The sequence below is a fragment of the Klebsiella variicola genome, from assembly GCF_000828055.2.
Taxonomy (GTDB): Bacteria; Pseudomonadota; Gammaproteobacteria; order Enterobacterales; family Enterobacteriaceae; genus Klebsiella; species Klebsiella variicola.
In genome coordinates this window covers 2,804,268-2,816,347 of the sequence record NZ_CP010523.2, presented here as the reverse complement: position 1 = coordinate 2,816,347, position 12,080 = coordinate 2,804,268, and the positions used below count along the sequence as shown (strand labels likewise).

Annotated in this window: 13 protein-coding genes; 5 read left to right on the top strand and 8 right to left on the bottom strand. The window is 57.6% G+C overall.

All coding sequences use genetic code 11. The features are described 5' to 3' along the window. Positions 1-36: 36 nt before the first annotated feature. Positions 37-219: a small membrane protein gene (locus SP68_RS26455; protein WP_071787621.1), complete on the top strand. Its 183-nt coding sequence runs from the start codon at positions 37-39 to the stop codon at positions 217-219. A 28-nt stretch (positions 220-247) separates the two neighbouring features. Here the strand turns inward: SP68_RS26455 and kbvR are convergent, their stop codons facing one another. Then, on the bottom strand, positions 248-859 hold the full coding sequence (kbvR, locus tag SP68_RS13295; protein ID WP_008804989.1) for a LuxR family transcriptional regulator KbvR: 612 nt from the start codon (positions 857-859) through the stop codon (positions 248-250). 309 nt (positions 860-1,168) lie between these two features. On the opposite strand from kbvR, the gene SP68_RS13290 reads away from it, so the two are divergent. Further along, positions 1,169-2,068 (top strand): helix-turn-helix domain-containing protein, encoded by a 900-nt coding sequence (locus tag SP68_RS13290; protein WP_008804988.1) that lies wholly within the window; start codon positions 1,169-1,171, stop codon positions 2,066-2,068. Positions 2,069-2,116: 48 nt separating this feature from the next. On the opposite strand, the gene SP68_RS13285 is transcribed toward SP68_RS13290, so the two are convergent. The 5 genes from SP68_RS13285 to ltnD are packed head-to-tail and all read right to left on the bottom strand — an operon-like array spanning position 2,117 to position 7,118. Next, positions 2,117-3,481: a GntP family transporter gene (locus SP68_RS13285; protein ID WP_008804987.1), complete on the bottom strand. Its 1,365-nt coding sequence runs from the start codon at positions 3,479-3,481 to the stop codon at positions 2,117-2,119. Between the two features lie 57 nt (positions 3,482-3,538). Next, on the bottom strand, positions 3,539-4,321 hold the full coding sequence (locus SP68_RS13280) for an HPr family phosphocarrier protein (RefSeq protein WP_040968490.1): 783 nt from the start codon (positions 4,319-4,321) through the stop codon (positions 3,539-3,541). A 4-nt stretch (positions 4,322-4,325) separates the two neighbouring features. Next, on the bottom strand, positions 4,326-4,946 hold the full coding sequence (otnC, locus tag SP68_RS13275; protein ID WP_012541792.1) for a 3-oxo-tetronate 4-phosphate decarboxylase: 621 nt from the start codon (positions 4,944-4,946) through the stop codon (positions 4,326-4,328). Then, a complete protein-coding gene (otnK, locus tag SP68_RS13270; RefSeq protein WP_016160981.1) occupies positions 4,939-6,204 on the bottom strand; it encodes a 3-oxo-tetronate kinase in 1,266 nt (421 codons plus the stop codon). Before otnK ends, otnC begins: the two co-directional genes overlap by 8 nt. Positions 6,205-6,215: 11 nt before the next feature. Further along, positions 6,216-7,118 (bottom strand): L-threonate dehydrogenase, encoded by a 903-nt coding sequence (gene ltnD, locus SP68_RS13265; RefSeq protein ID WP_008804983.1) that lies wholly within the window; start codon positions 7,116-7,118, stop codon positions 6,216-6,218. A gap of 260 nt (positions 7,119-7,378) precedes the next feature. On the opposite strand from ltnD, the gene SP68_RS13260 reads away from it, so the two are divergent. Continuing rightward, the gene (locus SP68_RS13260) at positions 7,379-8,140 is read left to right on the top strand and encodes a DeoR/GlpR family DNA-binding transcription regulator (RefSeq protein WP_040968491.1); all 762 of its coding nucleotides are present in this window, start codon (positions 7,379-7,381) and stop codon (positions 8,138-8,140) included. A 17-nt stretch (positions 8,141-8,157) separates the two neighbouring features. On the opposite strand, the gene SP68_RS13255 is transcribed toward SP68_RS13260, so the two are convergent. Continuing rightward, positions 8,158-9,018, bottom strand: coding sequence for a class A beta-lactamase LEN-17 (locus SP68_RS13255; RefSeq protein ID WP_039103359.1), 861 nt, complete (start codon positions 9,016-9,018; stop codon positions 8,158-8,160). A gap of 294 nt (positions 9,019-9,312) precedes the next feature. Between SP68_RS13255 and SP68_RS13250 the strand changes: the two genes are divergently transcribed. After that, on the top strand, positions 9,313-9,573 hold the full coding sequence (locus SP68_RS13250) for a hypothetical protein (RefSeq protein WP_008804980.1): 261 nt from the start codon (positions 9,313-9,315) through the stop codon (positions 9,571-9,573). Between the two features lie 86 nt (positions 9,574-9,659). Continuing rightward, positions 9,660-10,748, top strand: coding sequence for an AAA family ATPase (locus SP68_RS13245; protein WP_012541789.1), 1,089 nt, complete (start codon positions 9,660-9,662; stop codon positions 10,746-10,748). A gap of 28 nt (positions 10,749-10,776) precedes the next feature. Here the strand turns inward: SP68_RS13245 and SP68_RS13240 are convergent, their stop codons facing one another. Next, positions 10,777-12,042, bottom strand: a complete 1,266-nt coding sequence (locus SP68_RS13240) for an MFS transporter (protein ID WP_008804978.1) — start codon at positions 12,040-12,042, stop codon at positions 10,777-10,779. Between the last annotated feature and the right edge of the window lie 38 nt (positions 12,043-12,080).

Genomic DNA, 12,080 nt, shown 5'->3' with positions numbered 1-12,080 from the left:
CTATGACGTGTTCTGGAAAAAAAGAAATGAGCTTGCATGGATAATATGAGGTCAATATTATCTATGCCAATCAAATTCTTTTTATTTTTCGAGGTTGTCATGGGTGATTTGCTTATTGTTTTATGTTTGATTTTTTGCCCCATTATTTCTTTGTGGAGCGGTATTTCCTATATTAAAGAGAGGCGCAAAAGACGTTATGTCTTCCGTTCCAGAAGATAATGAGTTAGCATAATAATATTTTATGAGGTTAACGTCTGGCGAGTATCTGGACAAGATTGTTGAATTGCTGTCGACTCTTTAAATGGAACTTATTCATAATGTTCTTTTTATGCGAATGGATCGTTTTGTGACTAATTTTAAGTACAGTGGCAACTTCATGCGGGCTCAGGCCAATGCTGAACGCGTAGATGACTTTGGTTTGCGCGTCGCTCAATGACTTACAGGGACAATTTATGCAGCGACGCAGACGATTAAAGGGAGAGCCATGCTGTTCCGTTAAGGGACGTTGAATTGCATGACCTATCACCTCCTTAAGAAGATGAACGGCGGTGTGCGGGTGTATAAATACCGCATGCTTAAAACAGTTGGGTAAGTGATCGATGACGGTAACCTCTTCATCATTCAGGAAAATAAAAAGTTGATAATTCTCTGTAGCGTGCTGTAAAAGTTCATGGCATAAGTACCATTCTCCCGCCACCATTTCCGTGAATATGACATCGGCTTGTGCAATCGACGCCGGCTTCCATTGCTGAGAAAACTGATAATGCGATCGCTCGCACGCCTGCATCGTTTCATTAACCAGTTCGGCAATCGCAACCCGCAGATAGTGATTTTTTATATTGAACAAAAAATTCGTCATATAACTTCCCTGTTGGGTATTAAAATGATATCAGGATAAATTAAAACATATAATGGCAATACGCCGATTATTTTTAGACGAGATAATCTAAGGGATGTTTTACACTAATGCAATATTCGCTGGAGAAAGTGGGATAACGGCAGGTGAGCATACGAAAGTTCCTAATAAACAAAACGTTAAACATATGTCTGTTAGGTTTTTCACTGATAATTATTTTTTTATTTTTGCCGTGCATAAAAAGCTTAGTGCTGTCCGCCGCCTGTTGTTAAAATTAGAGGAGGATAAGACTACAGGAAGTATGCGGTATCTATGAAGCAGATGCTCTATTTAAAAATGCTGGCGTGGCTGGAAGATAATATCTACTGTAACCCGTCTATCGATGACCTGGCGCAGTATATGGGGTATTCGCGCCGGTTTGTCTATGAGGTGTTTTATCAGTATGGTCAGTTACCCATCGGGCAGTATATCCGGCTGCGGCGGTTGACCATCGCGGCGGTGAGTCTGCGATTAACACGGCAACCGATCGCCGCCATTGCCTGGCAGTTAAGCTATGACTCGCCGCAGACTTTTTCCCGGGAGTTTAAGAAGCGCTTCTCGCTCTCGCCACGGGAATACCGTTGCGCCGTGCACTGGGACACGGCTTTGCTGTTAAAGAAATTCGACCCGGAGGGTGAGAGCCTGCCTCAGGCCCGTTTCTGTTCACTGCCCGAGAGGGTCTATCGTGGCTCTCCAATGAAGTATGAGCTGCGCCTGTCGGATATGGTATTGCAAAGCACGTCGAAGACGGCTGTCAGACAAAAGGTTGACCGTTTTTTTACCGCCGGCGGTGGCCGTCTCTCTGTGTTATCCGATTATTATGCGGCGAGTAACAATGAGCTTAACGTCGAGGTTAACGCTTTTGTCGGTTGTCATCGGGAGCGAGGGGCGCTGCCCGCGCTGACGACGAACAGCACGTTGACGACAAGGCCTGGGCTGTATGTTGGCGTTGAATTCTATGGCAGTTGGGCGCGTTACGCCCGTTTATCCAGCGATCTGTATATGGAGTTGCTGCCAGCGCTGGGAGCAAGCCGCCGGGAGGGAGTCGACATTGAATGCTTTCTCGAGCGTCATACGGAAGGTGGGCCAGCGGCGGAAAGGCGCTATCGCGTACGCTATTTTATTCCGGTGACGCTGTCTGGTGAGGTGACAGCGCGGCCAGCGCCCGGCTAACTGACAGATGACAAATAAAGGTGGCCCGGTGGCCACCTTTCACGAATATCACAACACAAACCACAGCAGCCAGGTGATCAGAAAGCCCGTCACCCCCATGATGGTCGTCAATACGGTCCAGGTTTTTAACCCGTCCGGCACTGAGAGCCCGAGATAGCGCGTGACGACCCAGAACCCGGCATCGTTGACGTGCGATAACCCGAGCGAGCCGAAGCAAGTCGCCAGCGTTACCAGCACCAGCTGAATCGGATCCAGCCCGATGACCGCCTGAGACAGCAGACCGGAGGTGGTGAGGATCGCCACGGTGGCCGATCCCTGCGAGGCCCGGAGTACCAGCGAGAGCAGGAAGGCGGCGGGCATCAGCGGCAGATGAATTGTCTCCAGCGCCTCGGCTAAGGCATTGCCGATGCCGGAGGCGACCAGTACGCCGCCAAAGGCGCCGCCGGCGCCGGCGACGAGGATCACGTCCGCCGACGAGGGGATCGCGCTGCCGGTGACTTCGCCCAGCTTTTTCAGGCTCATCCGCCGACGGATGCCCAGCGTCCAGCTGGCCAGGCCCAGGGAGATCAACAGGGCGACCGGTGGAGTACCAATGACGGTCATCAGCTGGCGAACCGCGTTTTCCGGCAGCAGCAGTGCCTGACACAGCGTCCCGGAAACAATCAGCATAATGGGCACCACGATCAGTCCACCGATAACCAGCGCATTCGGCGGCGGCAGACGGGTCTGCTGCGCGTTAACGGAGAGGTCTGGCACTTCAGCTGTTTGCTGCTGTTCCAGCACGTTAATCGACAGATGATAATGGCGCCGATTGATAAACCGGGCGACAAAATAACCCACGATACCAACGACTATCGATACTCCAATCCCCGCCAGCATCAGCCAGCCCACATCGCTATGCAGAATGCCTGCCGCGGCCGCTGCGCCAGGGTGGGTGGGCAGCGCGACGTGCACGGTTAACATCACTCCGGCCATCGGCAGGCCAAACTTCAGCGGCGACACGTGGGCGACTTTGCTGAAGCCGTAAATTAACGGAATGATGATGATAAAGCCGACTTCAAAAAAGACCGGCGTGCCGAGAATAAAAGCCACGATGGTTAAGGCGGCAATGGTCCGTTTTGCGCCCAGTACGCCGGTCAACGTTTTCGCCAGCGATTCGGCGCCGCCGGACATTTCAATCAGCACCCCCAGCATTGAGCCCAGAATAATAATGCTGGCGATGTGACCAAGCAGGCCGCCCATGCCTTTTTCAATGGTGGTAATAATTTTATCTGCCGGAATACCGGTGGCGAATGCCACCAGCAGGCTGACGATCAGGAGCGCCACAAAAGGATGCGCTTTCGCCTTGATCACCAACAGGAGCAACAGCACTACGCTGGCTAACGCAATAAGTAACAGCGCCGATGTCGACATAGGTTTGCCTCGGGTATTAACAGGTGTACAGAGAGTTATTTTTTTAGAAAACGGCGTTTATTTTTTCCGGTAGGGCGAGAACCACCCTAGCCCGGAAAGCGTGTCTGCTCGGGGGATATATTCGCAGCCGATCCAGCCGTCATAACCGGTTTTATCCAGTAGCGCATAGAGCCACGGATAGTTTATTTCGCCCTCATCCGGTTCATGACGGTCGGGCAGGGAGGCAATCTGAATATGGCGATACTGGCCGGCATATTCGGTAATGAGATGGCTTAAATTGCCGTCCACCTTCTGCGCGTGAAACAGATCTAACTGCACCGCGACGTTTGGCCTGTCGACCCGTTTCACCATCTCCAGCGTTTGATATTGGCTGTGGTAGAGATAGCCCGGTTTGGTCTGAGGATTCAGCGCTTCGATGAGTATCCGCTTGTCGTGGCGGGCAAAGCACTCCGCCGCGTAGCGCAGATTATCGATAAGCACGGCCTCGCAGGCTGCGCGATCCATCCCCGGCTGTACCACGCCGGCCATGATATGTACCTGCGGGCAATCCAGCTGGCAGGCATACTCCAGCGCCAGCTGGATCTGCTGGCGGGCCTCGGCGCTTCTGCCTGGCACCGCGGCGAGCCCCCATTCTCCGGCGTTGACGTCGCCAGGTGGGGTATTGAACAGCACCAGCTGCAGCTGGTTTTCCTGCAGGCGCTGTTTAATTTCCCCGGCGTCATACTCATAGGGAAACAGAAACTCCACGGCTTCAAAACCCGCGCGGGCAGCGGCGGCGAACCGGTCCAGGAACGGCAGTTCGGTAAACAGCATGGTTAAATTAGCAGCAAATTTTGGCATGGTTTTATCTCAGTTCATCCACTTCGTCAGTGGTCAGGTAGCGGATCTCACGGTTGCCGAGGGTAAATATCAGCCGCGCGGTCTCTTCCAGCTCTTCGGTATTGTTGGTGGCTTCGCGCAGCGATGAGCCGGTGACCACCGGACCGTGGTTGGCCAGTAAAAAGGCGTTATAGCGGGGCGCCAGACCGGCCAGCGCCTGGGCAATACGGTCATCGCCCGGCCGGTAGTAGGGAACCACCGGGACGTCGCCGACACGCATCACCACATAGGGGGTAAAGGGACGAATACAGTTGTGCGGATCGAGCCCCTGCAGGCAGGAGAGCGCGGTCAGATAGTGGCTGTGCAGGTGGACGATCGCCTTGCAGGCCGGGTTGTGCAAATAGACCGCCCGGTGAAAAGTGACCTCTTTCGACGGTTTGTCGCCGGAGATCCATTCACCTTGCAGCGTCACCACCGACAACCGCTGTGCCTGCAGTTCGCCGAGGCAGGAGCCGGTCGGCGTCGCCAGCAGGTTGCCGTCCGGCAGCAGCAGCGACAGATTGCCGGCGGAGCCGGTGGCATAGCCGCGGCTAAACAACGAGGCGCCAATCTGCACCATTTCATCTCGCAGCTGTTGCTCAGTCATGACGAAACTCCTGCTGGGCACGGGCAAAGAAGTGGATATCGCCGAAGTTACCTGACTTCAGCGCCAGGGAGAGCGGCTGGCGGGTGTCACGCACCCAGGGCACCCCGGGGGAGATGGTCGGCCCAATATGGAACGCCTCGACCCCCAGCGTCTGCGCCACAATGCTCGATGTTTCCCCTCCGGCCACAATAAACCGGGTAAATCCTTTCGCCTTCAGGGCGGCGGCAAGGGCGGCAAACAGCTGTTCCACCCGTTCGCTGCTGGCCTTGTCGCCATACTGCGCCTGGATCCGCTGCAGCGTTTGCGGCTCGGTGGTGGCATAGATCATCGGCGCCAGCGGCGCATCGCGCTGCGCGTCCACCCAGTCTGTCAGCGTCGCGACATAGCTCTCCAGATCGGTAAAGCAGGCGCTTAAGTCGACGGCGCGGGCGGGGGCCTGTTCACGATAGGCCGCCACCTGGCTGTTGGTCATCACCGAGCAGGAGCCCGAGAGCACCACCGCCGGGCCGGCCAGCGGCATGCCCGCCTGAGCGCTTTCACCCCGGGCGCCATGGCGCTGCGCCCAGTCGCGGGCGAGGCCGATGGCGAGACCGGAACCGCCGGAGACCAGCTTCATCTCTCGCAGCGCCACGCCCTGGGTGAGCAAATCCTGTTCACTGAGGGCGTCGAGCACCACATAGCGCACCGCCGGATCGCTGATTGTCGCCAGCGCGGTGGCGACGGCCTCCGGCCCCCGGGCGACAATCGGCCAGGCAATCAGCGCGGCTTTTCCGCGCCCCTGGCGCTCAATTAAGCGGCCCAGGTGCGCATCCTCCATCGGCGTCACCGGATGGTGGCGCATCCCGGACTCATTCAGCAGTTGCTCGCCGACAAACAGATACCCCTGATAGACCGTGCGGCCGTTCACCGGCAACGCCGGGGAAATCACCGTCCGCGTTTCACCCAGCTCGGCCAGCAGAGCATCCAGCACCGGGCCAATGTTGCCCTGCGCGGTGCTGTCGAACGTGGAACAGTACTTGAAGTAGAATTGCTGACAGCCCTGGGCCTGCAGCCAGCGCAGCGCGGCCAGCGACTGGCTGACGGCCATTTCCACCGCGCAGGAGCGGGTTTTCAGGCTGATGACCACCGCCTCGCTGGTCAGCGGAAGATCGCGGGTCGGCACGCCATTCAGTTGCACCGTCGGCATGCCGTTGCGCACGAGGAAGCTGGCGATATCCGTGGCGCCGGTGAAGTCATCGGCAATGACACCAAGCTGCATGTTGTCTCTCCTCACTGTTTGTGGCCCGGTAGGGTGATGCCGTTGAAAATCTTGATCACCGCGCTGTCATCTTCCCGGCCGAATCCGGCATTGCTGGCGGAGGTGAACATATTTAGCGCGGTGGTGGCGAGCGGCAGCGGGAAGGTCAGCGCCCGGGCGGTGTCATTCACCAGACCGAGATCTTTGACAAAAATATCGACGGCGGATTTTGGCGAGTAATCGCCATCCAGGACGTGCTGCATGCGATTCTCAAACATCCAGGAATTACCCGCCGCGTGCGTCACCACGTCGTACATCGTCTCCAGCGGGATCCCGGCGCGGGCGGCAAGCGCCATCGCTTCGGCGGCAACAGCGATATGCACCCCAGCCAGCAGCTGATGAATAATCTTTACCGTCGAGCCAAGGCCGATGTCGCTGCCGATGCGGTAGACTTTGCCGGCCACGGCGTCCAGTACCGGCGCGAGGCGGGCAAAGGCGGCATCGCTTCCGGAGGCCATCACCGTCATGTCGCCAGCGGCCGCTTTCACTGCGCCGCCCGATACCGGCGCGTCAAGCATCAATAGCTGGTATTCCGCCAGCGCCACGGCTATCGCCTGGGCATCAGCGGAGGCGATGGTGGACGACACCATCACGACGGTGCCGGGCTTCAGATGGGCGGCGAGGCCGGTTTCGCCGAACAGGATCCCCCGCACCTGGGCGGCATTGACCACCAGCAAGACGACCGCATCCAGGTCAGCGGCGAAAGGCACCGCGCTGGGGCCCGCGCCTTTGGCGCCCGCCGCCAGCAGTGCGCGACAGTTGTCGGGGTTGATGTCAACGCCCCAGGTGTTCAGGCCCGCCTGCAGGCAGGCGCGGGCGGCGCCCATGCCCATTGAACCCAGTCCAATCACGCAGACGTTAGTGTGTGCAGCCATGATGGTCTCCTTGTGAATATTCGTTAATTAATGTGATTTAATGATAGAATAAAGCGTTATCATGTGAATTTATGTGAGAGCTATCACGAATAACCTACATGAATATAAAAAATTCACAGGCGGAAAGAGGCTGCACAACGGCGATTCTTGCCCTAAAATAGCGTAAAAACAGCGGCAAAGCGCGATAACAACACAGGGTGTCGCCAGGTCCGCAGCCCGAGTGGTGACGCCTGGTGTGAAAAAATGGTAAGGGGAGAGCGGTGATTCCAATAGAACGACATCAGCGTATTTTAGCCCTGGTGGAGCAGCGTGGGGCGGTAAGCATCAATGAGCTGACGGAGATCCTCGGCGTGTCCCATATGACCATCCGTCGGGACGTCAGTAAACTGGAGGAACAGGGGCTGCTGGTCAGCGTCTCAGGCGGCGTGCGCGCCGTCAGCAGGCTGGCCACGGAACCCAGTCATCTGGTGAAAAGCACGCTGCAGAGCGAGGAGAAACAGGCGATTGGCGCGCTGGCGGCGAGTCACATCGCCAAAAACAGCTGTATCTATCTCGATGCCGGGACCACTACCCTGGCGCTGGCGCGGGCGATCCTCGACCGGGATGATCTGCAGGTGGTGACCAATGATTTTGAGATAACCCAACTGCTGATCGATGCCAGCCAGTGCGGCGTGATCCACACCGGCGGCACGCTGTGCCGGGAGAATCGCTCCTGCGTGGGCGAATCGGCGGCGCGAACGTTACGCCACCTGGCTATCGATACGGCCTTTATCTCCGCCAGCGGCTGGGACAGCCGCGGTATTTTCACCCCTGATGAGAACAAGGTTACCGTCAAGGAGACCGTCAGCCAGGTCAGCGCGAGAAGCATCCTGCTGTGCGACAGTTCGAAATACAATCAGGTGGCCACGTTTATGGCGTTACCCTTGACCCGGTTCAGCACTATTATTACCGATCGGCATCTGTCCGATGCCGCCGCCAGTCATATCGCCCGGCACGCCTGCGAGGTGCTGCGGGCCGGCTAACGCACGGTACCGCCGGGTTAGCGTTGCCAGTGCTCGATCAGCGCTGCGCCGATCCCGGCGATATGTTGATTACGCTCGGCCATGCTCGCCGGGGTATCCCGCAGATAGATCACCACAATGCGCTCCGGTTTGCCGTCCGGGCCGAGCAGGGCGACAATGCCGCGCGCACCCCGTTCGCCAGCCCCGGTCTTGTCGGCGATAAACCAGCCCGGCGGCAGCACGGCGCGGATCAGCGGGCCGGCAACCCGATCGTCCACCATCCACTGCAGGAGTTGCTGTTGCGAACGGGCGCTCAGATGCTGCGCGGTCAGTAGTTTGCGCAGCGTGGCGGCCATGCTGGCCGGGGTGGTGGTGTCGCGTGCGTCGCCGGGAAGCGCCTCATTCAGTGCCGTTTCCCAGCGGTCAAGACGGGTGACGTTGTCACCGATCTGGCGCAGAAAGGCAGTTAATCCCGCGGGGCCGCCGACGGTGGCCAGCAGCAGATTGCCAGCGCTGTTATCGCTCAGGGTGATGGCGGCGGCGCAGAGTTCGCCGACCGTCATCCCGTCGGTAAGGTGTTTTTCGCTGACCGGGGAGTAGTCCACCAGATCCTGCTGGCGGTAGTGGATCCGCCGATCCAGTTGTTCGACCCCTGCATCCACCCGCGCCAGCACCGCGCCGCACAGCAGCACTTTAAAGGTGCTCACCATGGGAAAGCGTTCATCGGCGCGCCAGGCCGCCAGCGTGCGGCCGCTGGCCAGATCCATTTCCACCATCCCCACGCGGCCCGACAGCTGGCTTTCGCTTTGTTTAATCTGCTCAAGCGGCTGTGGACCGGCGTCTACCGCCAGTGGCAGGGTGGCTAACAGGGAGATAACACACAGGCGAACATAACGCATAACCGCAATACTTCCTTGAGTGAGGGCCGATAAAGGCGAGCAAAGGAGCGACAAATAAGAATAACCCGGCGTTTTGCTGATTCACAATTCCTCTTTTTTCCTTCATCATTTGTCATCTTTTATTTCGAATAATCAATATTTAGCCCAGCCTCAGCACGCTATTTTTTGACTCAAGGCCGCGATGAACTATAAGAAAGTACGTAATGCCGCACTCAGGCTGGCGCCGTTTGTTGACGACAATGCCCGCCGGACTCCGCGGTTCGCCAATGATATACGCCATCCCGGGAGGAACTGGTGCACCCGATAATTAAGGTCATGCTGGTGGGAGGTAAGGCCGACGGGCTGTTGGTCAGCGTCGCCGATGACGCGACCGAGGTCTCGGTGACGCCTGCTCAGTACGGTGCCCCATCCGGGCAACCGCTGAGCTATCGTATTGTCAGTCAAACCATTGACGATGAACGCTATTATTTTGGCGTCTTCAGTGAAGCCCATCAGGATAGCGACAAGCTGACGCGGGTCGCCCTGACCCGTGGAATGAAAAAAATGTTCTGTTAAACCCTGCCCGAATGAGGGCGTGAGAGGGTATCCCTGGCGCCGCTCTGCTACTGTGGCAGCCTTCTATTTCCAGGGCAGGACCCATGATGATTCAGTACATCCGTATTCAAAACTTTCGCTCGGTCAGGGATATCGCGCTGGAGCTCGGGCCGCTGAACATTGTCTTCGGCCCCAACGGCTGCGGCAAATCCAATATTTATAACGCTATCCACCTGCTGACCGCCGCCGCTGACGGCAGGCTGTCGGGGTTTATCAGCGAAGAGGGCGGTCTGGAGAATATGATGTGGTCCGGGGAGCGTTCGCCCGTTGATCGTCATCCCCGCCGTCTGCAGATCGCCTGCCGGACCGACAGCTTCGATTATGAGCTGCAGATAGGTTTCCCGGAAAAATTGCCCTATCCGACGCAGTTCATGCTCGATCCCATCGTTAAAGAAGAGAACATCTGGCTGGCCGGCTACTCCCGCCGGCCTTCCTCCCGCGTACTGCAGCGTAAGAATCAGGCGGCGTTTCTCGTCGATGTGACGGGGGAGAAAAGTACGTTCACTGAGAGCATCTATGAAAACGAGTCGGTGTTCGGTCAGCTCGGCGAACCGCATCGTTTTCCCGAGGTGTCGCGGGTGCGGGAGACCCTGCGCCGCTGGCGGTTTTACCATGAGTTCGCCATCGGCCGCCATTCGCCGCTGCGTCAGCCGGCCGTGGGATACCGTTCGCCAGTGCTCGACAGCGATGGCCATAATCTGGCGGCCGCCTTTCAGACCATTGTCGAAATTGGCGCGGAAGAGATTTTGCACGAGATCCTCGCCGACGCCTTTCCTGGCTGCCAGTTTTACTGTGAAAACGAGCAGTCACGTTTCGCCCTGAAAATGCGTCGCGAGGGGATCCGCCGCCCGCTGCTGGCGGCGGAGATGTCTGACGGTACGCTGCGCTTTCTGTGCCTCGCCGTTGCGCTGCTCAGCCCGCGCCCGCCGGCCTTTCTGGCGATCAATGAACCGGAGAACAGCCTGCATCGCGACATGTTGCCCGCGCTGGCCCGGCTGATTATCGAGGCCTCGCGCTACAGCCAGATCTGGCTGACCAGCCACTCGGCAGAGCTGGCGGAGCTGATTGCCGCCGGGGCGCCTTGTCAGCGGTATGCCCTGGAGAATCGCGGCGGGGAGACGCGGATTGTCGAGTGAGTCCCGTCGCCCCTGACGGGAGCCGGAGTCAGGCGGGGGTCTGCGTCCCCGCTGCTGGCAGCAGATTTTTCCCGCCCCGTAAGGTAAAGAACGAGAGCAGGGTGAAGCTCAGGGTGATACACCCGAGGATCAGATAAGCCTGATGGAAGCCGACGGTGTCGTACATCCGGCCGACCCAGGCGGAAAGCACCACCCCGGAAAGCTGTTTCGACAGGTTAAAGCCGATCAGAAACAGGGTGGCCGAGAGCCGCGGGTTAAAGGCGGAGGAGATATATTTAAAGGTCCCGACCAGCAGGAAGGGGATCTCAAACATATGCAGCATCTTGAGGATCACCACCTCCACCGCCGATGAAGCAAAAGACGACCCGAGAATACGCACCGACATGATCATCCCCGCGGTCAGCAGGGCGTTTTTGGCGCCGATGCGGTTAACGATGGCCGGGGCGCAGAACATAATTAGCGCGTTGAGCAGCTCGCCGCCAGTGGTAACAAAGCCAAACACTTCGGTCCCGCGCTGCGGGCTGGCGAAAAAGCTTTTGAAAAAGTTGGCGAACTGCTGGTCAAACACGTCATAGACGCTGGCGACGCCGATCACATAGACGATAAAGCCCCAGAAGCGCGGCATACGCAGCAGCTCTGCCGCCGTGCGCAGCGAAAAGGCCTGGCGATTGGCGCCCAGCGCCTCGATAACCTCGGCGCTGTTGCTGCTTTCCGGTCGCGACAACCAGAGCAGCAGACCGAGCACCAGCGCAAAACCGGAGGCGATCCAGAAGGTGATGTTGGGATCGATGCCGAACAGCACGCCGGTTATCGAGGCGCACAGCGCCCAGCCGACGCAGCCTGCGACCCGCACTTTGCCATATTCAAAGCGGTTGGCCCGGCTGACGCGTTCGATATAGGCTTCCACCGCCCCGGAGCCGCTGGAGAAAACAATCCCCAGATAGATCCCGCCCGCCAGCGCCCCGGCGATAATATTCATTTGCAGCAGCGGTGAAAAAACGAAAATAAAGAACGGTGCGAACAGAATTAACAGCACCGTAATAGTCCACAGCAGATGTTTGCGCAGGCCGAGCTTATCCGACATCAGGCCAAACACCGGCTGAAAAATAATGGCGAATAACGAAATAGACGAGAAAACGATCCCGGTTTCCGTCTTGGTTAAATGGTTAACGTCCGCCAGCCATACCGGAAAAAACGGAAAGTAGGCCGACATAATGAAATAGTAAAAGAAAAAGAACAGCAGGAAATAGACAAAATTATGCCGTTCTCGTGGCGCCAGTTCAGAGAATTTCATCACCATGATCCCTTGTTATTCTGTTTGTAGGGTGGGGG